A 25,769-nucleotide genomic window follows, 5' to 3' on the forward strand; every position below is an offset into this window, starting at 1 on the left:
GAGCCCTATGGTGAGTTTTGAAGGCCCCGTCCGCATGGTCGAACGGGCTGAACAAGAGGCACCACACTGGGGGCGGTAGAGCAAGTGCAGGTTTTTGCGAAGACATCACCGGAAGCCGACGGCGTTTCCACCGGAGTACAAGCCGCAGGGGCACAGCCCGTGGCGAAGAACTTGAATTTTGAGACTCGGGACGAACCTATTGCTGCCATCCGAGCCGGGCTTAGTGACACGGGTCTCGGGGGCTTGGTGATCGTCGGACCGGCCGGAAGTGGGCGTCGTGCTGTCTTTGACGAAGCACTCGCCTCACTTGATCCGAACCCGTTCGTTGTTCACCTCACGGGCAGCCCCTACGTTGCCCAGATGCGTCATGGTGTCATTTCTTTCGTTCTGTCCCAGCTCGAATCCGGAACATTTTCCACTCGCCACGAACTCGTCCACGGTTTGGCCGATCTCCTATGCCCCGAGGGCCGGCGGAGCGTGGTCACGCTCGGAAACCCGGAACAGGTTGATCCCGACTCCGCCGCGATCCTGGCCCAGCTAGCAGCCATGAAGAAGATTTGGCTGGTGGCCGTTTGCGAACAACTGGTGGAACTCCCCGCTGACCTCTTGGCGATGCACCGCTCCGGGCAGCTGCAGCGAGTTACGGTCCGCAGCATGGACGTACGCCACACCCGCAGATTCCTTGAAGGTGAGTTGGGCGGCCCGATTTCAACGTTTGCTGCGGCGGCGTTATGGCACCTCACCAGCAGTAACCGGGACGTTTTGCGCCCGTTGGTTCGCGATCTGGTGGGTGCAGGGAAACTGCGACTGCAGTCGGGCTGCTGGGTCCTCGCCCACGGTGGCCTCCGCATGGGGCCGTCGTTGCGGGCGCAGGCGACTCGTTGGATGTCAGGGTTGGACCAGAAGGAGCGGAAGGTCCTCGATCTTCTCGCGCTGGGAGGGCCCGCGACATCCGGGGATCTGCGAGACGGTGGCCTGGAGGAGCAAATCGTTGGATTGCGGGCCCGTGGTTTGGTGACGGTCGGAGAACTCCCCGTGGGCCAGGTCAAGTTGCGCATTCCGCTTCTGGGGCATTATTTGCGGGAAGGCATGGACGACGGGCAGCGTCCCGAGATCGAAACACTCCTGACGCGGGTACACCGTGACCCGCAGGTCGCACGTATTCTTACCGAGGTCACCGCGATGCGAGAACTGGGCAACTTCGAGGCGCTCGTCGCAGTCGTCGAGGAATATGATCATCACGGAGGAGCGACGAGTGAAGCCTGGTTGGTGGACGGATACCGGCAGATGCGAATTCTGGATCAGACCATCGATGCGCTGGTCGTCCTCGGCTGGCACGGCCGCGCCAGCGCACGCCTTGCCCGCGCACAGGAGGAAATCTCCGCCGCTCTGCTGAACGTCCCCCGGGACGAAGAGCTGTTGCGCGCACGCCAAACGCTGCGGATTATGAGGGCACAGATGGCACTGGTCGAAGGCCGTCCCACTGCGGTGGAGGGCATCCTCGGTGGAGTAATTCCGGCCCAAGTTAGCGCTGATGAACGTCCCGGTTCCGACGGTGGAGGGCCGCTGGACACACTGTGGGCTAGCGAAGCACTCCATTTCCGGGCGATGTCTGTCCAAGCTGAGGCTTGGGCCATGACCTCTCGACAAACCGAAGCATTGCGCATGGTGCAGCGGATCCGTGCCGACATGGATGGATTGGGCACCACGGGAATTCTGGATCAGGTGATCAGCGAAGCGGACTGTGCCGCCATCGAATTGGCGGGGTTGAGGGTTCAACTCTTATCAGGGCAGTGGAATGAATGTGCTCGTGGTGCCCGGGCGCTGGCCAAAGGACGATATGCCGATCCGCGTGCCATCGCCTACGCCGATATCGTTCTTGGAATTCTTGGTGCGTTGGCGGCAGAAACGGGGTCGGCACTGGGAGTGCTCCTGCCCGCCCAGCAGCAGCTGGACGTCGACGCCGAATCGACTGAGCGCGCGGTTGTCGAAGCCGCAGTGGCCTACTGCCTGACCGAGCAAGGCCGAGGAGACGAAGCCGTGGAATTACTCCTCAACGCCCCATCGGTCCTTGAACGCATGCTTCCCATGAATTTTTTCTCGTGGGCTGCGGAGGTCCTTTCCTCGCTGGCTCTGGCCGGCGTAGGATCGCCACACTCCGCAAGACGGCGTGTATTGACCTTGGTGGAGAGAGCCGAAAAGGCCGGTAGCGAGGGGCTGGTCATCTACTCCCTCGTCGTGGCCCTGCGTCTGGGGGAACACGACGTGGCACCCCGGCTCAAGAAACTTGCCGCGGAGCACCCTGGGGACGGCTTCCGTTCCTACGGACGATTGGCCAGAGGAATGATGGAGGCCGACTCCTCGGAATTGTGCGAGGCACTCGAGGAGCTCTCCGAGCTCGGTGAGACCTTGCACGCAGGGGACGCCTCCAACAGTTTCGTCGACGCGATGAGCCCGAAGGATCGACGACGGGTGGCCGCTGCGCGGTCCAGATCTCAGCAGGGGGATGGACATGGACCGTCAACGGGTGCGGTTCCGCTGCAGGAAGTGACCGATGAGCCAGCATGGCTGGGCGAACTGACTAAACGGGAGGCGCAAATCGCCTTGCGCGTGGTTTCCGGGATGTCCAACGCAGAAATTGCCCGACAGAGTGGGGTTTCGGTACGCACCGTCGAAGGGCACCTTTACCAAGTATATTCCAAACTCCAGGTCCGCAATCGGCAGGAACTCGCTGGCCTCGACCGTGCTAGCCGGTTCCCGGTGGGCGCCCGATGAGCCCGGGTTCACAGCCCAGGTCCGCTGCTTCACCCGAGTATGCCGAGCTGGTCGACATCCTGACTCGGGGCGGGGCCGGGGGGGCCATTGTTCTCGGGGGCCCCGGCATGGGAAAAACCAGTCTGGTCCAGGCGGCCATGGCGCGGCCGGGGATCGCGCCTCCGGTGTTGCGGTTGCATTGCAGCACGACCCTGACTTCCGTGCCCTACGGGGCCTTGTCGCCGTACCTGAGCTCGCTGGAACGAGTGGAGGATCCGGTACAGGTACTGCGCGAAATCAGCACGATCGTCGGCAACGCCCGTACCGAGAAAACACCGCCGACGGTCCTCGTGGAGGACGCCCAGTTCCTGGATCCGGAATCCTCTTTCGTACTGTCCATGCTGGTGGAGAACTCAGCCATCAAACTCATTGCCATCGGTGCCGGTCGCATCGACGGAGAATCGACACTCTTTTCCCTGACTGACTCGGGTCTGCTCTCAACGATCGTGGTCCAGCCATTGGAAGTGGAAGGGATTCGGCGTCTGGCGCAGGCACTGACCGGGGGACGACTGACCGAGGGCACCTTGCAGGTGATTCGCTCCATGACTGGAGGAAATGCCAGCCTCGTGAGGGCCTTCGTCCAATCGTGCCTCAGCCAAGGGGTGCTGGTGCGCGACGAAGGGTCAGCAGCAGGGGAGTTATGGGTCCTCGCCCGGTTATCGCCGGAAACTGATGATGCCCTCGTTGAAGTGGTTCGCGATATTCATTCTTTTCTGCCGGAGAGACAGCAGCGGATCCTTGAATTGTTGGCGTTGGGAGGTCCACAATCCCGGGCCCTCCTCGTGGCCTGTGAGGGCAGCGACTACCGACACTTGCTCGAATCCGGCGTCCTGACCGTCCAACGCGATGGGATGATCCGTTTCGGGGCAGAAATACATGGCCTCGTCCTGCGTCACCTCGTGGCTCCCGGCCGCAGTGCCAAACTCCATGCCGTCTGGGATACCCACCGACGGGAGCTACAACCGGATTTGAACCCTGAGCAGGTGCTCTGGAGCTTGGAAGTGCGGGCTGAGGTCCCTTCGGCTGAGGTTTTGGAAGCAGTGGAGACCGCGAACGACGAGTTGGACTACCCGCTGGCGTGGAAGCTGTGCTCGATCTCGGGCGTTGGCACTGCCTCGGACCGTGGAGCGCTGGCTGAATGTCGCACGCTGTTGGGGCTGGGACGGTTCTACTCCGCACGAGCCAAGCTTGGGCAGTTGACGCGGAGCACTGCGGACACGCTCATCGGACAGAGAGCGCTGACGATGTTGAGATTGGCTTTAATCCGGCAGGGGGGAGACGACACCGAGACGGTGCATCTGCCGGAACAATGGAGGGCCGGGACGCGAGAGCTGGAGAATCGTGCTGAATTCACTCTCATCCAGGAAGAATATGCCCGAACGACCGAGGTCGTTGAACTGTGGAGGGCAGCCCAGGAAGCCCGATCGGGTGAAAGTCTGAGAGCCCAAGCCGAGCGGATATTGGACCAACCTCGCCTGTCGTCAGAAAACCGGACCGTCGCCCTCTTGGTCCTCTCCGACCTCTACTCGGTGGAAGGGAAGACCGATACGGCGCTCGGATTCGCGCGCCAAGCCATGGCAGAGCTGGATCAGAATGCCGCATTGAATGGGAACTATCAACTGCATGTGCTGTTGCGCATCGGATGGAACTTGGTCTTCTCGGGCCGCTACGCCGAAGCGGAGGAGTTCGTGTCCCAGCGGGCGGGGTCCACGGTCAGGACGCTGCTGCACCGTCGGGGAACCCTTTCCCTGATCCGGGGTATCGCGCAGCTTCTCAAGGGTCAAACCGAACAGGCACGCATCACTTTGGCCGAGGTAAAGGCCGAATTCCGCTTGCGGGAGCCCTCACGGGTGGTCTTGGCGGAAATGTTCCAGGAGCTTGCCCGTGACCGGCGTCTCACCGGGGCGCAATTTGGAGCCGAGCAGCGGCAACCTCCAGGGCCCAGCGGAGCGATGGGACAGGACCCAGCGGAGGCGGATGTCTCACGGCGGATGTTGTACAGGGCGGTCGCCGCGGGTCTAGGGGGACCGGGGCACGAGACGCTCGAAGACTTCCCGCTGATCGCCCGTGAAGTCCTTTTTCTCGCGGAGGAACGCCTCCAGGCCGATCCTGAACCGGAGGCGGATCTCAATGCGCAGCTGGCCGGCCTCGTTCTGGAGATGGAAGGTACACGCGCCCAACTCTTAGGTCGTTTGGCGGCCGCCCACGGGGGCAGCGGAAGCGCCGAAGATTTGCGTGACTTGGCCTGCGATGCGACCCAAGCTCAGGAATATCACGTGGCGGTTGAAGCCATGGCCAAATCAGCCAACCTATATGTCGAGGTGGGGGACAACCGGAATTGTGGCATGGTGCTGCGCGAGCTGACACAGCTTTTGCGGTCACACCAGGTTACTGCTGGCCCTTACGCAGTTCGCGCATTGGCCATGGCCGAACTCACCACGCGTGAAGAGGAGATCGTCGAATTGGCGCGAGGCGGCCGGAATAATGCCGAGATTGCCCGCATCTTGACGGTGTCGCAACGCACCGTCGAAGGGCACCTCTACCGGGTGTTCGCGAAGCTGGGGATCAATGACCGTTCAGAACTGACGGGCCTGCCCTTACTTGCGGGTACTTCGCGAGACTAAAGCGCGTAGTCGTGAGCCGATTATTGGGTACGCGCCACCCGTGTGAGCGCCCCGGACCGTGACTAGGCTTGAGGACAGGAACACGAGGGCAACTCTGCCCCGTGCATCTGCTAGAAACACCGACACTGGACACGATGAGTTCGTTTCGGTGAATCCCCTTGGACGGAGTCGGCGGTTAGTGGGCCTTCGTGGCCCAGCCCCCCAGCGGCCGCCGACTCCTTGAAGTAAGGCCCCGCATCCGTTCCCTGATGGGACGGCTGCGGGGCCGTTTCGTTGTCGAGACCCCCGATAGCAAGTGCTTGGACGCTGACTGAGTAGGCACCAAGTAATGAACTGGGTGCAGGTGGTGCTCCCGATCAACAAATCGAGTACCTCGTCACTCGTGTGTTGTTTCGGCCCCCAACCTAGGCTCGATTTCAACGAGGCCCGACAGGCCCCCGGAGCTCTCAGCCCGGGCAGATTGCTACACATTTTTGGGGGATGACCACATGCGAAGCTACGCGGCCACTCGCGGTGCCACGAGGCATCGCCGCAGTTGGGGCATTCCGACGCTAGGGGGTGAGAATCATGTCGCAGCTGAGTGAACGGGTAGGCGGTACCGGTTTTGAGGCGCCTCGGGTCTGGACTCCACGCCTGGTCTCCTCCAAACAGAACCGGATTTCGACCGCAGTCGATTGGCGCAGGCGGTACCGCAGGAAACTGCTGGTCACCGATGTGGTGTTGGTCGGTGCTGCGGCCTCACTGCCTACCGTGGCTTCTTTGGTCCAGGTGCAGGGTGCAGGACGTTTCGGTGCCTTAGCCGCCCGGGCCAGCGGTGCCGGCTTTGTGATGGAGAGCTACGGTTGGTCACTCCTGCTGGGACTGATCGTTGCCGTGAGCTGGCTGGTGGCACTGCAGGTCTTCCAAAGCCGCTCCTCTGCCCGCATCGCCATCGGTGCGTTTGAATACAAGGCGGTGATTGACGCCAGTGCCACGCTTGCCGGCGGAATTGCCATCATCGGCCTCCTCGGGGAGAACACCGGCCTGCGCGCCTACCTCGTCCTCACGGTTCCGGTGGGAATGCTCGCCCTGCTGCTGGGACGGTGGCTGTGGAGAAACTGGCTGCAACGCCAGCGGCTCCGAGGGCATGCACTCAGCGACGTCGTTGTTTACGGACAAGCTAAGGACACGCCCTACGTCATTCGTCAGATCACCAATAAAAGCGGTGGGGCTTATCGGGTCGTTGGCGTCGTGCTCGATGGGGAACCCGATGAGGATGCAGAGAACCTCATCCGTGTCACCAGCCCGGCCTTGCCGATGATTCACGGTGGGTCGGTGATCGAGGAGGAGATTAGCCGGCTCGGGGCAGATGCCGTCGTCGTCGCCGGGGCACTCCAAGGAGGCAACCATGCCCTCCAGGAATTGGGCTGGCGACTCGAGAAGTCGCGCACCGACGTCATCCTGGTCTCGTCGTTGACCAACGTGGCGGGACCACGCTTCAGCGTTCGCCCGGTCGAGGGACTTCCGCTCATGCACGTGGAACAGCCGACGTTCAGCGGGGTCAAACATGTCCTGAAGCGGGGTATGGACATGTGCGTTGCCACCACCGCATTGATCGCGCTCTCCCCGCTGTTCCTGGTGTTGGGCCTGTTGATTAGCAGGGACAGCAAGGGCGGGGTGTTCTTCCAACAGGAACGCACTGGACGCCACGGCCAGCCGTTCAAGATGTATAAGTTCCGTTCGATGGTGGACACCGCCGAAAAAGATCTCGAAGCACTGAAAGAGTCCAACGACGGCGCCGGACCGCTTTTCAAACTCAAGCAGGATCCTCGAGTCACTCGCGTCGGCAGAATCTTGCGCAAGTTCTCCTTGGACGAACTGCCCCAGTTCTTCAACGTCCTCAAGGGCGATATGTCGGTCGTCGGGCCACGGCCGCCCCTGCCCTCCGAAGTAGCCGACTATGAAGGCCACACCTACCGTCGCCTCTACATCAAACCTGGCGTCACCGGCCTCTGGCAGGTCAGCGGGCGATCGGATCTGGATTGGGAAGAAAGCGTCCGACTGGACCTCTATTACGTCGAAAACTGGTCAGCCACCGGAGATCTGATGATCATGTGGCGCACCTTCAAAGTCATGATCAACCCGGCTGGAGCCTACTGATGAGCATTGCACCCGAAACCTCCGTCCATCCTGCCCTGCGTATCGCGGTCATCGGTGCCGGTTACTGGGGCCCGAATCTGGCCCGGAACTTTGCGATGAGCACTGACTGGGAACTGGTGGCCATCTGCGACAGGGACCTCGACCGGGCTTCGGCTCTGGCCAGGAAGACCGGAGAGCCTGCAGTGGTTGCCTCCGTGGAGGAGCTTCTGCGTGAGCACACCATCGACGCGGTTGCTATCGCTACCCCGGCCCGCACCCATCACGGCATTGCCATGGCCGCGATCGCAGCCGGCAAACATGTGCTGGTGGAGAAGCCATTGGCGGATAACAGCATCCACGGTCGGGAGATGGTCGAGGCTGCCCGGGCGGCAGGCACCATTCTGATGGCCGATCACACCTACTGTTATACCCCGGCCGTGTTGAAGATCCGCGATCTCCTAGCCAGCGGTGAGTTGGGGGAGATCCTCTATATCGATTCGGTACGGATCAACCTCGGACTCGTTCAACCAGACGTCGACGTGTTCTGGGATCTGGCTCCCCATGATCTATCGATCCTGGACTTCATCCTCCCCGGTGGGCTGAAACCCGTGGCGGTTTCCGCGCAGGGAGCGGATCCCCTGAACTCCGGAAAATCCTGTGTGGGCTACCTGAGCCTGCCCCTGGAAAACGGGGCGCTGGCGCATATTCACGTGAACTGGTTGTCGCCGACGAAGATTCGGCAGATGGTCATTGGTGGAAGTCGCAAGACCCTGGTGTGGGACGACCTGAATCCACAGCAGCGGCTGAGCGTCTTCGACCGAGGGGTTGATCTGGGGCGGCAGGAAGCTGTGCGCGACGACGTCGAGGACCGCAAGGGTGCCATGATCTCCTACCGGTTGGGCGACACCTGGTCCCCGGCGCTCTCCGAATTCGAACCGTTAGGACTCATGGTTTCCGAGTACGCGGCCAGCATCCGCGCCGGCCGCCCGGCACCGACCGACGGCGAATCCGCGCTCCGTGTCCTCTCCGTGCTGGAAGCGGCAAGCCGCAGCCTCGCCGAAGGCCGGGCAACTCGTGACGAAGTCAACCACCCCATTCTGGAGGAAGCCCTGTGAAGACAGACCTGAACACATTCGAAGGCGGCAGGTACCTCGTCACCGGTGGCGCAGGAACCATTGGTTCCGAAATCGTCCACCAGCTCTTGGACGCCGGTGCCGAACACGTCGACGTTCTGGATAATCTGGTGCGTGGACGTCGGGATAACATCGCCGGCCCGCTCGCCAGTGGTCGCGTCGAGCTCATCGAAGGAGATCTCGCCGACCGACAGCTGGTCCGCGACCTCGTTCACAACCAGGATGCCATCTTCCACCAGGCGGCCATCCGCATCACGCAGTGTGCCGAGGAACCGCGACTAGCCGTCGACGTCATGGTTAACGGGACGTTCAATGTCCTCGAAGCTGCCGTCGAAGCCAAGACGTCTAAAATCGTCGCCGCATCAAGTGCTTCCGTCTATGGGATGGCTGAGGAGTTCCCGACCGGGGAGCGACATCACCCGTATAACAATGACACCGTCTACGGCGCTGCCAAGACCTTCAACGAAGGAATGCTGAAGAGTTTTCACTCCATGTATGGGCTCGATTACGTGGCCTTGCGGTATTTCAACGTCTACGGACCCCGAATGGACGTCCACGGCGCCTATACCGAGGTTCTGGTGCGCTGGATGGAACGCATCGATGATGGTCTGCCTCCACTGATCTTCGGAGACGGAAGCCAGACCATGGATTTCGTCTTCTCCGAGGACATTGCTCGGGCGAACCTCTTAGCCGCCGCCAGCCCGGTCACCGCTGGTGTCTACAACGTCGCCAGCGGCACCGAGACCAGCCTCCGGGAACTTGCCGAAACCCTCTTGCACGTTATGGGTTCCAAACAGGCCATCGACTACGGGCCAGAGCGAGCGGTGAACTCGGTGAGCCGTCGTCTCGCTGATACCAGTGCTGGCTGCCGAGACTTGGGATTCGAATCCACGATCGGGCTGGAGGAAGGGCTCGCCCGGCTCGTGGAATGGTGGCGTCCCTTGCGTGAACAGGTCGCGGCAGGACGGGCGCTGAAACGACCAGTTTCCGTCACCAACTGACATAACGAATAAAGACTGGGGAAGCACGAAGATGAACAGAATCAGTGTCATGAAGCCGTGGCTCGGTGCGGCCGAAAGTGATGCCGTCGCCGAGGTGATCGCCTCGGGCTGGGTTGCTCAAGGGCCGAAGACGGCAGCCTTTGAACAGGCGTTTGCCGAACACCAGGGGGTCGCCCACGCAGTGGCCACGTCGAGTTGCACGACGGCCCTCCAGCTGGCCCTGATCGTCGCCGGTGTCACCGAGGGCGACGACGTGGTGGTCCCGTCGTTCTCGTTTATCGCCACGGCAAATGCCCCGGTCTATCTGGGGGCCCGCCCGGTGTTCGCCGATGTGGATGTCGAGACGGGGAACGTCACGGCCGAGACCATTGCCGTGGCACTGACCCCGGCTACGCGGGCCATCATTGCCGTTGATCAGGGCGGGATGCCGCTGGACCTTGCCCCGTTGCGCGCGCTGTGCGACGAACGGGGTATTGCGTTGATCGAAGATGCAGCCTGCGGCGCCGGATCAACGTACCGAGATGCGCCGGTCGGTGTCGGAGCCGACATCAGTGCTTGGTCCTTCCACCCGCGGAAGCTCCTCACCACCGGTGAGGGTGGCATGCTGACCACCAATAGCAAGGAGTGGGCCGATCGGGCCCGCCGGCTGCGTGAACATTCAATGGACGTCTCGGCTGCCGAGCGTCATGGCTCGCTGTTGGCACCTCAGGAAAGCTACTCCGAGGTCGGCTACAACTTCCGGATGACCGACTTGCAGGCCGCGATGGGTCTGGTCCAGTTGGGCAAACTCGACGTGATGGTCCAACGCCGTCGCGGGCTGGCCGACAGATACCGCTCGGAACTCATCGACGTCCCGGGACTGCGCTGCGCGCAGGATCCCGGATATGGAACCTCGAACTACCAGTCCTTCTGGATCGAGGTGCTTCCAGAGTTCCCGATGGGACGGGAGCAACTACTCGAGAAGTTGGCTACCGACGAGATCTCCGCTCGTCGCGGCATCATGGCCGCCCACCGTCAACCTGCCTACACCGGACATTCCGGCCAGATGGTCCAGCTACCGGTGACCGAACGATTGACCGATAACACGCTGATTCTGCCGCTCTACCACGACCTGAGTCCCGCAGATCAGGACCGTGTGGTCGACAGCATCCGCGCTGCTGGGGGAGTCTGACCGTGGCCCGCCTCCTGCTGATTGCCGCCGGCGGACTTGCCCGCGAGACGATCGCCTCCATTCGCGCCACCGGGGACCACCATCTCGTGGGGTTGCTCGACGACGACGCGGCCCTGCATGGACGAAATATTGCCGGGGTGCGGGTACTGGGTGGGATCGAGATGGCTGCAACGTCGGGGGACCACATGCTGATTTGCGCTGGATCGGGGGCTGCCCGGGCGGCCGTCAGTGCCCGGCTGGAAGCGTGGGGGGTCGCTCACGACCAGTTTGCCACTCATGTGCATTCCACCGCTGTCATTGGCGAAGGCACGGTGATCGGCGCGGGGAGCATCATCTTGGCCGGCACCGTGCTGACCTGCGATGTACGCATCGGCCATCAGGTAGTCCTGATGCCGCAGGTGACGCTGACCCACGACGACGACCTTGCCGACTTCGTGACGTTGGCTGCGGGTGCCTCGGTAGGCGGAAGGGTCGAGATCGGTCGGTGCTCCTATCTCGGAATGAACGCCGCGGTGCGGCAGGACCTGAAGATCGGCGAAGACGCCGTCCTGGGAATGGGCGCCGTACTCCTGGAGGACCTGCCCACCGGAGAAACGTGGGCAGGGAATCCTGCCCGGATGATCAGCACGTCTGCCCGGCCACAGGAAATGGCCGCACCGCAAGGAGGAATCGGAAAATGAGAATCCTGGTCTGCCCGCATCAGCTGGGCATGGGTGGAAGCCAACTCAATGCCATCGAGATGGCCGTTGCCGTGCGGCGTCATGGCCACGAAGCGGTCGTCTACGCACCGTCGGGAGTGCTCTGCGAAGCCTTGGAAGCAACGGGCGTGCCGTGGATTGAAGCCCCAGTGCCGTCCTCCCGCAATGGTGCGTGGACCCGTCGGCTGGGACAAACCATCAAACGCGAGCACGTTGATCTCATCCATACCTATGAATGGCGTCCCGGCCTGCAAGCGGCGTTCGCTAGTGGACTGCGCACTCCGACCCTGATGTCGGTCATGTCCATGCAGGTTCCTTCTTTCCTACCAACCCATCTCCCTCTGGTAGTGGGCACCCCGGATCTACAGCAGCGGATGGAAGCCGAAGGAAGGACCGCCTACCTGATGGAACCACCCGTCGATATGTCCCACCACATGACCCGTGATGAGGCCGGCGCCCGTAAATCATGGGGAATTGGCGAACTGGAGGTCGTCATTTCGGTAGTCTCCATGCTGACCACCGATCTGGAAAAGCTCCAAGGTGTCCTGACAGCGATCTCTGTTGTCGACCGCCTGGCGGAAACGCATCGGGTGCGCTTGCTGATCGCCGGTGACGGGGAGGGTCTGGCTACGGTCCAGACCCGGGCGGAGCAGGTCAACCTTCGGCATGGCCGCACGGTCATCCAACCGGTGGGCTTCCTGCTGGATCCCGCCCCGGTCTATGAGGCGGCCGACATCGTGTTGGGGATGGGGAGTTCGGCGATCAAGGGACTGGCCCATTCCAAGGCGGTCATCGTGCAAGGAGAAGGGGGCTTCTGGAAGACCCTCGATGAAAACACTGCCGAGGAATTTATGACCAACGGATGGTTCGGCCAAGAGGGCGCCGGTGTCAGGGACCTGCTCGTGGCGTTGACCGACCTGCTCGAAGATCCCTGGCATTGCAGACGTCTGGGAGCCTTCGGTCGTCAACTCGTGGAGCGGCGCTACAGCTTGGCTCAGGCGGGCACGGACCTGGCCGGAATCTACGTGGAAACGGTGATGCGGCCGCAGGGATTCAGTACCACGACACGATCCTTGGCCCGCAGCGCCATCGAGAGTGCAAAATACTTCGCCACGATGCAATTCGGCAGTGTGGTCGACCGCGAAACATGGGCACGCCAGGGGGCAAATTCATGAACACCACCATTCCTCTCGTCGATCTGGGAGCTCAACAGCTGGAGATCGACGAAGAGGTCATGACGGGCCTCAAGGAAATCTTTGCGACCACGTCGTTCATTGGCGGGGCAGCAGTGAACCGATTCGAGCAGTCCTATGCCGACTACCTCGGAGCGCGGCATTGCATCGGTGTCGGCAACGGAACCGACGCCTTGGAGCTGGCGTTGCGTGCAGCGGGGGTGACTGCAGGCGGTGAGGTCATTCTCCCCGCAAACACTTTCATTGCCACGGCCGAGGCTGTCTGTCGCCTCGGCGCCGTTCCCGTATTGGTGGACGTCGATCCCGAGCACCTGTTAATCGATCCAGAGTGTGTGCGGGCGACCGTGTCGGAACGGACCCAGGCCATCGTCCCCGTCCATCTCTTCGGGCAAACGGCTTTTGTCGAGCAGCTCGAACCAATCGCCGCCTCCTGCGGCGCCGTCATCATCGAAGACGCAGCCCAGTCGCAAGGTGCCACCCGATTCGGTAGGGCTGCGGGCACGCTAGGTGTTGCCGCCGGGACCAGCTTCTATCCGGGCAAGAATCTCGGCGCAGCAGGTGACGCCGGAGCCGTGCTGACCGAAAACGACGCGGTAGCCGCGCAAGTCCGTCTCCTGTCCGCTCATGGCAGTGCCCAGAAGTACGAGCACTCAGCCGTCGGGATGAATTCACGCCTGGATACCGTCCAGGCAGTGGTGCTCAATGCCAAGTTGGCACGGCTGGAGCGGTGGAACGAACGACGCCGCCAGGCCGCAGAACGGTATGGCGCGTTATTGAGCGCTGTTGATGGGGTGGAACTGCCGCGGCAAGCCGAGGGGAACCAGGATGTCTGGCACCTGTACGTTGTTCGCGTCGATGATCGTGACCGGGTCCTAGCCGAGCTGAACGAAGCAGGAATCGGCGCCGGCATCCACTATCCGACGCCGGTGCACCTCACCGAGGCTTTCGCCGATCTTGGGCTAGACGAGGGGACGTACCCCGTCGCTGAAGAAGCGGCCGGACGCATCCTGTCGTTGCCGCTCTACCCACATATCACCGAAGAACAACAGCAGCGGGTCGTTGACGTGCTGGCAGCAACGGTTTCTTAATGTTTAGCCGTCGCGCGGACCGCTTCAAGAGCAGGGGACCGAGTCCTTCGAGTGCCAGTGGCGCATTTGCTTGGAGTTTGATGAATACGCTCGTTTCACGCTTAGGAACGTTAGGCATCGGGATAATCCTGGCGCGGGTTCTGGGCCCAGAGCAGTTTGGAACATTTGCAATTGCCTTGGTGGCACTCATGGCGGTGCTCAGTTTCAACGAACTGGGCGTCAGCCTTGCCATCGTTAGGTGGCCTGGCGATCCTGCCTTGATCGCGCCGACAGTTAATACCATTTCTCTCGTTGGAAGTGCGCTGTTCTGCGCGGTTAGCTGGTTTGCCGCGCCGGCCTTCACCTCGGCCATGGGCGACCCGGAAGCGACCGGGGTTGTTCGGCTCCTGATCATGAGCGTGTTGGTCAACGGGGCCGTCGCCAGTCCTGCTGCACTGTTGCAGCGTGCCTTCCTGGAGAAAACCCGGATGGGCATCGATCAAGTGAATGTCTGGGTCGGTGCCATTGTTTCAGTGGCGTTGGCTCTGATGGGTATGGGCGCTATGGCGTTAGCGATTGGTCGCGTGCTCGGAAGTGTTATTTCGGCCTTGCTCTTCATCCGGGCTTCACCCTTGCCTTACCGTCTGGGCTGGCGCCGGGAGAAGGTCAAGCCACTTCTGAACTTTGGGCTCCCTCTGGCAGGATCCAGCATTATCGTTTTTACGATCGGCTACTCGGATCAACTGATCGCCGGCTCACTCATTGGAACGGTGGCATTGGGATACTACGTTCTGGCTTTCAATCTTTCGAGCTGGCCGGTCAGCATTGTCTCTCAGCCACTGCGCCGCGTCGCGCCGGCAGCCTTCGCTGCCATACAAGGTGATCCGATTAGACTACGCGCAGCCATTCTCGGCCTGTTCAGCGTTCTGGGGTGTGCGACGATCCCCGCCTTTTCCGCGTTGGCCGGAGCGTCGGTGCCTTTGGTCAGGTTCGTTTATGGCGATATTTGGCTCCCAGCTGCGGCGGCCCTGAGCTGGCTGGTCATTTCTGCGCTGGCCAAGGTCTTTTGCGAATTGGCATATGACTACATTGTGGTTATTGGACGCACCGGCAAGGTTTTGATGATTCAAATTGTTGGGCTCCTAGTGTTGATTCCTGCGTTGGTCGGAGGCTCCATATGGGGTGGACTGGTGGGTATTGCCGCTGCACAGGCAGCTGTCTCGTTTCTTGTCCTCCTGCCCATGTATCTGTGGCAATTGCGCGGTGCCGGTATCGGCATCACCGACGTTCTCGGAAAACTGTGGCTTCCTGGCCTTGCCGGAGTCGCTGTTGGCTGCCTTGCCTGGCTGGCCGCTACTAACGTGCATCACGTCTTCTGGGCGCTAACTTTGGGTGGAGTGGCCGCACTGACGGGTATGGCTGTGCTCGTCTATTTGCGACGAGGCGACGTACTCGCCATCCGAGGCATTGTCCGGGCTGAAGCAGCGGCGGCGATCGCGTGAAAATCCTCGTCTACCCACACGACCTGTCTATCGGGGGAAGCCAGCTCAACGCAGTCGAGATCGCGGCTGCGGTTCAAGAACGTGGTCATTCAATTGCCATCATTGGTTCTCCCGGACAGCTTGAAACTCGAATCGCCGAGTTAGGAATCGAGTTCATCGAGCTTGCGGCGCCGGGTCGTCGGCCCAGCCCACGTACGGTGAGAGAGGTCAGAAGACTGATCTCTGAACGTAAAATTGATGCCATCCACGGCTACGAATGGCCACCGTCGCTCGAAGCCTTGATGGCCTGTCACGGAAGTCGGGCGACCGCAGTCTCAACGGTTCTTTCCATGTCGGTGGCTCCTTTCCTGCCTAAGGGGCTGCCCCTGATGGTTGGAACGGAACAAATAGCGGAGGCAGAGCGGTCTTTCGGACGGTCAACGGTGGCATTGATGGAACCTCCTGTCGATACAAGATTGAATAGTCCCCAGATCGAGCTTCCCGTAGAACAATTCGTGACTGACTGGGGATTGCGTCGCGACTACCAGACGATAGTGATCGTCTCCAGGTTGGCGCATGAGATGAAACTTGAGGGCATCCTGGCGGCCATGAGCGCAGTGGCAGAAGTATCAGGCACTACGAGGGTCCAACTGCTAATCGCCGGCTCGGGGCCTGCCGAACCCGAAGTGAGACTCCGCGCAAATGCCGTCAATCAGTCGGTAGGAGAGCGGCGCGTGGTGCTCACTGGGGAGTTACAGGATCCACGCTGCGCATACGCTGTTGCCGACGTGGTCCTCGGCATGGGCGGCTCCGCGTTGCGGGGAATGGCTTTTGCGAAGCCACTTATTGTCCAAGGTGAAGAAGGTTTTTGGAAGACATTAATGCCGGAAACTCTCCACGAGTTTTTGTGGCAGGGCTGGTATGGGGTTGGCTCGGGCGCCGTCCACGGTGTCAGCCAACTCCGTTCAGAACTTGAACCGTTATTGCGTGATGGCGCGCGTAGAACAGAACTGGGAAACTTTGCCTTGGCGACGCTACAAAGCAGATTTTCCCTCGATGCCGCCGCGACGAACCAAATCGATTTCTACGAAAATGCAATCCGCAGAGGATCAACAACAGGGGATAAATGGGGGGAGAACCTTGCCTCGGCTGCTCGATTCGGCGCATACAAAACATCTCGGTTAATTTCCAGATGGCGCGGTAGGGCCACGGCAGACGATTTCAACGCGCAGCCCATACTGCGGCATTCGAAGGATGACGTAAGAAATGAAGTGAAGCCATGAAAAGCGCTGACTGGATTGTGGTTTTGGCCGGCAGCCGATGGGACGACACCCGTGGGACCGACCATCGGATGGCCGAGGCACTTTCTAAAAAAGTACGCGTGTTATGGGTAGATCCACCCGTCCCGATCATAGGCTCGGCGTCAGGAGGACACCCTGCGGTCATTCCTGGCTATTCTGTTGATCCCATCCAAGCAGGATTAGTTCGTTTGCGGGTGGCCGTACCGCCAGCGTTCACCAAACCACTGATGCGCAACATCGCCAGTGCTCTGGTTCATCGAGCCATTCGATCCGTGACCAGATCACAGAAAACGGCACCGCTGGCAACCGTGCTGTTGTCCCCACGAGATGTCTTTCCACGAAATAATACTGGACACCGAGTTCTACATGTCACCGACGATTGGCCGGCGGGCGCCCAGATGATGGGGCTGACACGTGCCCAAGTCGTTCGAACTTTGCGTCAGAACATCCAGCGCGCGGACTCGGTCACGGTTGTTACTCCTTACCTCGTAGGGAATCTGCCGAGGACGCGCGAACGGGTGACGCCCGTGGTGCTCCCCAACGGGTGCGGGGTCCCGGAGCCGACCCTGGAAAATACGCGAGAACACTCGGCTTCCGGCATTGGTCTCATCGGCCAGCTGAATGAGCGACTTGACATGGATTTGCTAGACGAACTTGCAGCTAGTGGTCTTCCGATAGAGGTTATCGGCCCACGAAGGGAGCGTCAGTCTGAGACGGTCGAGCGTTTGGACCGTTTCCTTCACGCCGAGAATGTCACTTGGATGGGTGAGATGTCGGAAGATGCTCTCCGGATCCGTCTGCAAAAGTTGGCCGTAGGCATCACCCCATATGCCGACAACGAATTCAACCGGGCTAGCTTTCCGTTGAAGACCATGGATTATTTGGCGGCCGGGCTAGCTGTGGTTTCGACCGATTTGCCCGCCGTGCATTGGCTCAATAGTTCTTTGATCTCTGTCGGTTCGACACACCGAGATTTCGTTGACCAAGTTGCATGTGCCCACGCCACCCCCGCTGACTTCCAAACGCGAAACGAACGTCGTTCCTTCGCGCGGCGACATACTTGGGATGCTAGGGCGGAGCAGCTCCTAGGCCTGATCCGTGCAGAAAAGGAAATAACATGAGCTCGACAAAGCGATGGCGAGCAACAGGACCTGCCCTATTCACCATGTGTCTAGGGGTAGCACTTTTGACTTCCTGTACAGCGGCCGAGCCGACGGATCCTTTGGCGGATCTCAGTACTGAAACCGGGGAATTGGGACTCCCATTGGTGCCGTGGGAAGGCGGGTCGGAATATTGGAAACAGTTCGAGAAGGCCGATCAAGCAGGGTGGTCTGACCCCTCGTTCTTTCCCATTGTCGCTTGGTATGACTCAGCGTCGGATGATTCAGAGATTCTTTTTGATAAGAAGCTGGGAATCAATACATACGTTGGAATGCCCGATACGTTGGACTCACAACTCCTTGATGATCACGATATGTACTGGATCGGGGGGGCGCTCAACAAAACCTTTACCAGCAAAACCAAGAGTTGGGTCGGTCATTTCCTCGACGATGAAGTCGACGGGCGTTTTTCTCCCAAAGAAGGAAAGAAACACCTTGCCGAGCGAAAGGCCGAGGCGCCCGAAGGTTTGTTCTCGTATGCGAATTTCACTTACATGGTCTTGGAAAACGATTTGGACGCTTCGGTCTCGACCAGTTACATAAACAATTTCACCGATGTCGTTTCTGTGGATAAATATTGGTACACCATTCCGCATTGTTCGGCGAAGCCGTATCGGGACGTCTCCGCGGTCCCGGTGACACAAGAATGGTGCCGATCGTCTTCGAGCTATGGCAAGACTATGCAGGCCCTGCGTCAACGAGACGCGGCTGATGGGGAGCTCCAGCCACTCTGGCAATTCGTAGAAAACATGACAGGGGCTGACCAGGAAACGAATTTCGACCAGTACGTCGATGCTGATCAATTGGCGGGGGCTGTGATGGCCTCAGTTATCAACGAGGCCCGGGGAATCGTATATTTCAACCAGAGCTTTGCCGGACCGTGCAAGTCGAGCAACGTTTTCCGATCAGCCCAGGTGGTTCCCGAATTTTGTGGCCAGAAACAGGTTTCGTCAGTTCAGAAGGTGAATGGGCAGATCCACTCTTTGGCGCCGGTAATCAACACGCAGTCTCTGGAATATTCCTTTGGTAAAGGTCTATCGACGATGCTCAAAATTCACGATGGGTATGCGTACCTCTTTGCTATGACCGATGGGCAGTCGCCTGCCGGTGAACGCGCCTTTGAATGGCCCGAGGGAATTTCGGGGACCACTGCCAAGGTGATGTTCGAAAACCGGAGTGTTGAGTTTGGAGCGAACGGTCGCATGACCGACGATTTTGCTTCGGAATCCAACTACCACATATACAAGGTGAGAATATGAGTTTGGAAATTTCGCATGTCCTACTGACGCGCTTCAACCTTCCGACACCCGGCGTGGAGAGCCTCATCCGGGCCAAAGACGGCTGGCTGCGTGATCGGCAAGCCCTTTTTGAACGATATTGTCTGCCGTCGGTAAAAGACCAATCCGAGCGCAACTTCCACTGGATCATTTACTTTGATGCTGAGAGCCCAAAATGGCTGAGAGCCCGTATCGCTGAGCTCAGCTCAGATGGCACGTTCGTGCCTTTGTTCAGGCAAAGCGTACCGCACGCTCAGCTAGTACAAGACGTCGAAGAGGTGGCCGGCCGGCGAACAGAAATCCTAATGACGACAAACCTAGACAACGATGACGCGATTTCTAAGGATTTCGTAGCTCGTCTTCAGGCGGCAGTTCTGGGACCAGAGAGGAGGGCATTCTACGTCAGCTATGGGCTTATCCAACAAGGGCGGAGGCTGTTTCTGAGACTTGATCCCACGAATGCTTTCTGCACTGTTAGCGAATCGTGGGAGGAACCTTCGACATGTTGGTTCGATTGGCATAACCGTTTGGACCGGCATATGCCGACAACGCAGATTCCCGGTGAACCGGGCTGGCTCCAGATGGTGCATGAGGGGAACGTCAGCAACCGAATCCGGGGACGTCGGGTGAGTCCCGCGGGGTTCGCTGATGCTTTTGGGCAAGTCTTGCAAGGAGTAGAGATTCCTGGCGCTGGAGAGTTGCTCTTCGACCGGTTCGTGGCAGCGCCGATTCGCAGGGCACGTGACTTTCTCCGTGACGGCGCGAAAGGCATTATCATGCGCCTGGGCGGTAAGAACGGTCTCGACCGTCTGAAGCTTGCTGTGGCGCGGGGAAACCGAAATCAACCGCAATGATTGACATCAAGGGGATACTGGGAAGTTCGAGGAACGTCAGCGAACTTGCTGGCGCATTGGCGATGGGGGTAGGCAATGTTCGTTCGTGATCTGATCATGAGTTGTCTGCGACGGTGGTATCTGCTCCTCATCGGCCTGATGTTAACAGCCGTTGCTGTCTATGCAGTATTTGATACAGTGACGCCTACCTATGAGGCCAAGGCCAGCATGGTATTGGTTCCTCCTCAAGTTGCAGTGACTAAGGGGGATAACCCTTTCCTATACCTTGGTGGCCTTGACCAAGCGCTCGGCGTATTGCAAGTTAAGGTCACTGCCCCCGAGATCGCTGGCCCACTTGTTGAACGGTACGAAGGCTCGGAGGTGGCAGTTACCCAGGACGACGCAACATCCGGGCCGATTTTGGTGGTCTCGGTGACCGGACCAGACCAGACAGCGACAATGGGGCTGCTTCGAGAAATGCAGAAGACAGTCCCCAAGACACTGACTGATCTGCAGGACCAGCTCAAGGTCCCGGACTCATCTGTAATCACGATGCTTACCTTGTCTACCGACGAGAAGCCAACTGTCGTGAGAAAGAAGCAGATACAGCTGACCGCAGTCGTCGGTGCATTAGGTGTCGGCGGAACGGTCCTACTGACCGGTCTAGCCGACGGTCTGCTTATTCGTCGCAGAGAGCGTCGGAGAAAAGGGCCCGCGTCGACGACTGTCCCCAAGAGGTACCCGGCGTCGGATGAGTCCAGCAGCGATGTTGCTGCAGGCAAGGCGGAGAGGCCTCGAAAAGCGCTGAAAAATGCGCCCGAAGTTGTCCCGTCCGATACCGATTCGACTCAACAATCGTCGGATAAAAAATCAGTGATGTCGCGTAGTGAAAACCGCAGTTGACGCTACCCCCAGACGGTCGAGCTCCATACGTACTTACATGGATGCGACCTCGGTTCTGACGTTCTACGCCTTCTTGTTGCTGGCCATCCCGTCAGACCAGAGCATCGCCGCTTTGGGGGGCGCCGGGGCACCATCGACGATATTTGGGCTCGGAATGCTCTTGTGGTGGGCATGGCATAACCTGCAGAACGCCAGCCCGCACTCCGTCCGTCGACTACAGCCAGTGAGAACTGCGCTCGTCTTCTTCCTTGTTTGCGTTATGACTAGCTATGTCTTGGCAGCGCTCATGCCACTGCCTTACGTGGATGGCAATGGTTCCACGATGACTCTGGTCAATGTGGCGTCATACGCCGGAGTCATTCTTGTCGCCAATGATGGTGTCCAAGACCGGGGAAGATTCCTCGCTCTCTTGAAACGCCTTGCCATCATGGGAGGCCTCTATGCCCTCGTCGGTGTCCTTCAATTTTTCAGCAGCGTGGACTTCATGGAATCCTTCCAGATACCTGGCCTGACCTCCACAGGTCTGGGCGGCGTCGATGTGCGTGGTGGTTTTATCCGCTCTGAGTCCACCGCGAGGCATCCACTTGAATACGCGGCCGTTCTAGCGATGTTGCTTCCTGTGGCGCTTACTCTCGCGATTCGGGATACGTCACGTGGTTTTCTACTTCGTTTCTTGCCCGCGGGTGTCATGTTCCTCGCGGCATTTGTCTCGGTTACTAGGTCTGCACTCCTGGGCATTGCCGCGGGCCTGATCGTACTTTTTCCGACATGGGAACGTCGGCTACGGATGAAGATAGCGGCGGCCGGAGTAGCAGGAATTGGAATCCTGTACTTCTTCGTCCCGGGTCTCGGCGGAACCATCTTCGGCATGTTTTCCGGATCGGATCCGAGCGTCGACTCCCGTACATCCAGTATCGACGTGGCCTTTGGGTACTTGTCCCTGGAGCCGAGCTTTGGCAGAGGACTCGGCACGATGAGCCCCATGTACCGAATTTTTGACAATCAATACTTCGGCCTCTTGATCGAAGTAGGGCTCGTTGGAACTCTTTCCTTTCTAGCACTGGTGCTTGTGGGGACTATGTCGACTTTTCTCCGCCATAGCCGTTCCGACCAGTTACTTGGCGATCTTGGCCCAGCACTGGCTGGTGGGGTTCTTGCCGGGGCGCTGTTGTGCGCATTTTTTGACGCGTTTCATTTCCCGCAAGCAGTTGGCATGCTGATGATGATGCTTGGACTCTGCGGGGCATATTGGAATGTGAAGAGCTTCCGTGAGGCAGAAGCAGGGAAGCCTCTGATCAGAGGACGTCTGTTCTTGGCAACAGCAGGATTCCAGCACGTCGTAGCTGTTCTTCGTCGTCGTTGGTACGTCGTCGTCGCAGTCCTTTTATTGACTGTTCCAGCTGTAATCGCATCAATGGAGGTCAAGGGTGTCTACTACACGAAGTTTGAGATGGGTTTCGAGGCTCCAGCCGCTGCGACTAAAAATAATGCCCTGCGGACTGAAGGTTCGACTACAGTAAACTTTGCCGCAGTCGTTCAGCGAATCTACGAGGGAACCCACCCGAATCCCGTGGTGATTCCAACAACCGCGCCGCTGTACGGGACCGGAATACGTGACGCGACGGCTGTTTACCTGCCAAATTCTGGGGGCCAGTGGCAATCGAATTTCAACAAGCCCAGCGTCGTCGTCGAGATCGTGCGCAGTAGTCCCGAGGCGGTCCTGAAAACTGCGGCCGAGGTCTCCGGCGAACTTCAAAAATTGGCAACTACCCAACAGGAAGCTCTCGGGATTTGGGAGAGCGCACAAATCTCAACCAACCAGAGGCCGGGAACGGTCGATATCAGTTACATCGGTGTTCGGACGAAATATGCCTTAGTTGGTATCGCAACTCTTGGCCTCGGATTGGCTTTCGCCTCCGCCATCTATCTGGATCGGGCCATTCAGGCTGTCGCCCGCCGCCGCGAGTCGCAGAGGTAAAGGCGTTCTGCACCGATGGGCGCCGGAGGGTTTTCCGGTTATTTGGACAGTCAAAATGGGGACTGAAGCAGCAAGGGCGAATAAATGGCTGATGCAGATTTATACGCACCGTCGCAATCGACCTCGAGGCTGGGACTTCATTGGGCAAGACAGCATCGGAAAGTGACTCTGCCTCTCCTGGATTACTGTCTGCTGCTGGTGTCGCGCTCCCATATGGTGGATGCGGTCCGTTTACCACCGAGACGATACAGTCGGGCAGCGGCCACGTAACCCGCGTATATCAAGGCGTCGAAAGCACTCATGGGGCCGTGAATTGCTCCCACCAGTTCGCGAACAGTTCGACGCGTGGTCGAGTAAGGAGCGGTGGCTTGAACACCGCCCGTGGCTCTGGAGCTTAACATTTCTGCTTGGCCACGGTAATTGCGTCTGAGGATGGCCAGAAGCGATGAACTGGTCCGTGGCGTGGAAACTGCAACGGGTGGCGTGTACATGATGGCCTTCTCTGAATGCTCGAACTGTTGATCTATGAACAGGTCGTCTGCCGTCAGGGAGGGAAAAATGCCGAACCGGGCATGACCGCTCTTTGTGAGGCCGTAGGCACCGGCACCCCAGAGTGCTTCATCGGTCGATGGCAACCGCCGTCGAGCCCGGTAGAAAGACTTGACCGTCCAGGAAGCGCCGGAGTCGTCATAACGATAGGCCGGCCGTGCGGCGAGGACATCGCCCCTCTTGAGACGTTCTAATACAAGTCGCAGCGTGGTGGGACTGATGGGGATATCCGCATCGAGGTAGAGCCTTGGCCAAAAGGAAGCAATCGCATCTGCCTCATTGAGAGCGGCCGTTTTAGACGCTGTGCCTACCTCGAGAACGGTGACTCCAAAGAACCCGCGGGCTATTTCTGCCGAATTGTCAGTGCAGCCGTTGCAGGCGACAATGACTTCGATGTTTCCGGTATCGACTACCGGTTGGAGGCTTCTCAAGGTGCGGCCGATGACAGCTGCTTCGTTGTGAGCAGGGATGATGATGGTACCTCTGGGAAAACCATCGAGAACGTGCAGGAGGCGCTCGGCAGGTGTGGGGCCTGGTAAAGATCCCCAGCTTGCTTCGTCCATGATCGTCCGGAAGATCTCCAGTCTAGTTGGCTTGTAGAGGCGCAAAAGTTCGGTGAGCGCCACACCATTACGGAACCACCGTGCATACCGTGCGTCGTGGTATTTGCGGACATACCTCACGCGGTTCACGGCTAATAATGCGTTGAGACTCGCCGAAGTCCCTGAACCACCACCGTGGTGGACCATCGTGGAAGCTGGTTCGTACCAAGCCGTCTCGCCAGTCTCCCGAGCCCGTCGGAAGTAGTCGACTTCCTCCGAGTAGAGGAAGAAACGCTCGTCCCAGTCACCAAGTCGTTTGGCGAGATCAGACCGCACCATGAGAGCGGCGCCGGAGGCCCAGTCGATTCTATGGGCGTGCTGGTACGTTTCGCTCGCATAATCGGTTTCAGCGAGCCAGCCCGGACGGGTGGGCCACTTGGCGCCGAAAAGTGCGTCACCGAAGGCAGTGGTGACGGTTGGTTCGCGACGGAGCGATTCATAAATGGAACCATCGGTTTCCAACAGTTTCGGAACCACGAGTCCCGCCCCCGTGGCGACCAATCTCCGGTGTAACGCGGTAATCGACCCAGGCATCACCTCGAGATCGGGATTTAGCACAAGTACGGCACGAGTATCCCCGGAGACGCGATGGGCAGCGTTGATGCCGCTCGCATAGCCAAGGTTGCCACCCGTGGACAGGGTGTACGCATCGGGGTAGGACCGGAGTTCGTGGAGGGTTCCGTCGGCGGAGTCGTTGTCGGCGACGATCACGCGGAGCCGGAGGGTTTTGGCTTCCCGACGAAGACTCGTCATGAGAGGAGCGAGCGACGATTCACTGTTATACGTCACGATGTAAACCACCACATCGGCTGGAGCGCCCACGGGTACGAATGAGCCGTCGGGCTCTCCAGAGGCCAAGTCGTCACGGCTGAGCGTGAGACTCGAGTTGGCGGGGGTGGCCGCTGGGGAGATCGTGGAACTATCGCGTCTCAGCTGGAGCAGACTAGGCGGATCATCCACGAGATATCGGCGAGCCAGACGTCGCGGTTCCAATGCGAGCCTCCACGCCCATTCCAAGCCGTGTTCACTGGCCCAGTCAGGGGCACGTTGGATGGCTCCCGCGAGGAAGTCGACGACGGCGCCGAAGGCAAGGAGGACTCCAGCCCCCGTTGCATTTCCATACTTTGCCATCCAAAGTTCTTGGCGGGGTTTCCCCAGTCCGACGATCAGTAGCTGGGCTCCTGACTCCCGGATAGTTCGGGCCAGATCCAACGATTTCTTGTGGTCTGCCAGGTCTGCACGGTCGGGGGACCACATGCCAGCAATGACGAGGTCGGGGCGTCCCCTGGTTAGCTGACGAGACAGCAGACGCTGAATGAGATACGAGCCCCCCAAAAAACCGACCGTTGCACCAGACCGCTGAGCTTCATCAAGTAAGGGGCCAATCAGGTCACTACCGGCCAACCGGGGCCAACTCCGGCCCGTCAGCTTAGTTGCTTGCGCCACCAACGGTGCCCCGTCAAGGAGCGTCAGCCACTCCATGGGTTCACCACCTTGTGCGGACTCTGCGTCCAAAGCTATCGGTTGGATTGTTGGACGTAGCGAATCGCCCAGAGTTTCCTGCCAACGTCCACCACGACCGAATTGGGCAATGTGGTCTAGGTTTGCTGACACGACCGACAAGGGGGGTTCAGCATCCGCTGTTACCGGGGATGTGGTGGCGTGTGTCCGGTCAATGATTTGCTGGATCGCAAGGGGCTGATCGACCAAATCGACGACGATGCCCGCGAGGTTGATACGTTGTTGTTTGGAAGACATGTTCCCAACCTTGTGAATTCAGATGGTGAGTACTAGCGGTAAACGGTCACTGAGCCGTCGACGATCCGTGGTTTGGGTGTCGGCTCTCTCGGCGGTAGAGGGACAGAT

The 25,769-nt window shown here is 59.6% G+C and carries 17 protein-coding genes; 16 read left to right on the forward strand and 1 reads right to left on the reverse strand.

All coding sequences use genetic code 11. The features are described 5' to 3' along the window. The first annotated feature begins 246 nt into the window (after positions 1-246). The 16 genes from FM101_RS13525 to FM101_RS13600 all read left to right on the forward strand — a co-directional run bounded on the left by FM101_RS13525 (position 247) and on the right by FM101_RS13600 (position 22,752). Positions 247-2,775 carry a helix-turn-helix domain-containing protein gene (locus FM101_RS13525; RefSeq protein WP_143269296.1) on the forward strand — a complete coding sequence of 843 codons (2,529 nt, stop codon included), beginning with the start codon at positions 247-249 and terminating at the stop codon, positions 2,773-2,775. A gap of 107 nt (positions 2,776-2,882) precedes the next feature. Further along, entirely contained in the window at positions 2,883-5,438 is a 2,556-nt protein-coding gene (locus FM101_RS13530; protein WP_179204335.1) for a LuxR C-terminal-related transcriptional regulator, read from the forward strand. Positions 5,439-6,005: 567 nt separating this feature from the next. After that, positions 6,006-7,577, forward strand: coding sequence for a sugar transferase (locus tag FM101_RS13535; protein ID WP_087000526.1), 1,572 nt, complete (start codon positions 6,006-6,008; stop codon positions 7,575-7,577). Next, complete coding sequence (locus tag FM101_RS13540; RefSeq protein WP_087000528.1) at positions 7,577-8,671, forward strand: Gfo/Idh/MocA family protein; 1,095 nt, start codon at positions 7,577-7,579, stop codon at positions 8,669-8,671. The genes FM101_RS13535 and FM101_RS13540 overlap by 1 nt, the downstream gene beginning before the upstream one ends. Positions 8,672-8,679: 8 nt before the next feature. After that, entirely contained in the window at positions 8,680-9,690 is a 1,011-nt protein-coding gene (locus tag FM101_RS13545) for an NAD-dependent epimerase/dehydratase family protein (protein ID WP_087000655.1), read from the forward strand. A 49-nt stretch (positions 9,691-9,739) separates the two neighbouring features. Further along, a complete protein-coding gene (locus FM101_RS13550) occupies positions 9,740-10,861 on the forward strand; it encodes a DegT/DnrJ/EryC1/StrS family aminotransferase (protein WP_218778286.1) in 1,122 nt (373 codons plus the stop codon). Between the two features lie 2 nt (positions 10,862-10,863). Continuing rightward, positions 10,864-11,541, forward strand: a complete 678-nt coding sequence (locus FM101_RS13555; protein WP_087000532.1) for a NeuD/PglB/VioB family sugar acetyltransferase — start codon at positions 10,864-10,866, stop codon at positions 11,539-11,541. Then, positions 11,538-12,734, forward strand: a complete 1,197-nt coding sequence (locus tag FM101_RS13560) for a glycosyltransferase (RefSeq protein WP_087000534.1) — start codon at positions 11,538-11,540, stop codon at positions 12,732-12,734. The genes FM101_RS13555 and FM101_RS13560 overlap by 4 nt, the downstream gene beginning before the upstream one ends. Continuing rightward, positions 12,731-13,840, forward strand: coding sequence for a DegT/DnrJ/EryC1/StrS family aminotransferase (locus FM101_RS13565; protein WP_087000536.1), 1,110 nt, complete (start codon positions 12,731-12,733; stop codon positions 13,838-13,840). The genes FM101_RS13560 and FM101_RS13565 overlap by 4 nt, the downstream gene beginning before the upstream one ends. An 80-nt stretch (positions 13,841-13,920) precedes the next feature. Next, positions 13,921-15,321, forward strand: coding sequence for an oligosaccharide flippase family protein (locus tag FM101_RS13570; RefSeq protein WP_087000538.1), 1,401 nt, complete (start codon positions 13,921-13,923; stop codon positions 15,319-15,321). Further along, the gene (locus FM101_RS13575; RefSeq protein WP_087000540.1) at positions 15,318-16,583 is read left to right on the forward strand and encodes a glycosyltransferase; all 1,266 of its coding nucleotides are present in this window, start codon (positions 15,318-15,320) and stop codon (positions 16,581-16,583) included. The genes FM101_RS13570 and FM101_RS13575 overlap by 4 nt, the downstream gene beginning before the upstream one ends. Continuing rightward, the gene (locus FM101_RS13580) at positions 16,580-17,722 is read left to right on the forward strand and encodes a glycosyltransferase (protein ID WP_087000542.1); all 1,143 of its coding nucleotides are present in this window, start codon (positions 16,580-16,582) and stop codon (positions 17,720-17,722) included. Before FM101_RS13575 ends, FM101_RS13580 begins: the two co-directional genes overlap by 4 nt. Then, positions 17,719-19,020 carry a hypothetical protein gene (locus tag FM101_RS13585; RefSeq protein ID WP_143269297.1) on the forward strand — a complete coding sequence of 434 codons (1,302 nt, stop codon included), beginning with the start codon at positions 17,719-17,721 and terminating at the stop codon, positions 19,018-19,020. Before FM101_RS13580 ends, FM101_RS13585 begins: the two co-directional genes overlap by 4 nt. Further along, positions 19,017-19,892, forward strand: coding sequence for a glycosyltransferase (locus tag FM101_RS13590; RefSeq protein WP_087000546.1), 876 nt, complete (start codon positions 19,017-19,019; stop codon positions 19,890-19,892). Before FM101_RS13585 ends, FM101_RS13590 begins: the two co-directional genes overlap by 4 nt. Positions 19,893-19,967: 75 nt before the next feature. Continuing rightward, positions 19,968-20,774, forward strand: coding sequence for a hypothetical protein (locus FM101_RS13595; protein ID WP_087000548.1), 807 nt, complete (start codon positions 19,968-19,970; stop codon positions 20,772-20,774). A gap of 37 nt (positions 20,775-20,811) precedes the next feature. Continuing rightward, positions 20,812-22,752 (forward strand): O-antigen ligase family protein, encoded by a 1,941-nt coding sequence (locus FM101_RS13600; protein WP_087000550.1) that lies wholly within the window; start codon positions 20,812-20,814, stop codon positions 22,750-22,752. Between the two features lie 182 nt (positions 22,753-22,934). Here FM101_RS13600 and FM101_RS13605 read toward each other — a convergent pair whose 3' ends face one another. After that, a complete protein-coding gene (locus FM101_RS13605) occupies positions 22,935-25,661 on the reverse strand; it encodes a WecB/TagA/CpsF family glycosyltransferase (RefSeq protein WP_087000552.1) in 2,727 nt (908 codons plus the stop codon). Positions 25,662-25,769 lie beyond the last annotated feature (108 nt).

It is taken from the genome of Arthrobacter rhombi (assembly GCF_900163545.1).
GTDB lineage: Bacteria > Actinomycetota > Actinomycetes > Actinomycetales > Micrococcaceae > Arthrobacter_H > Arthrobacter_H rhombi_A.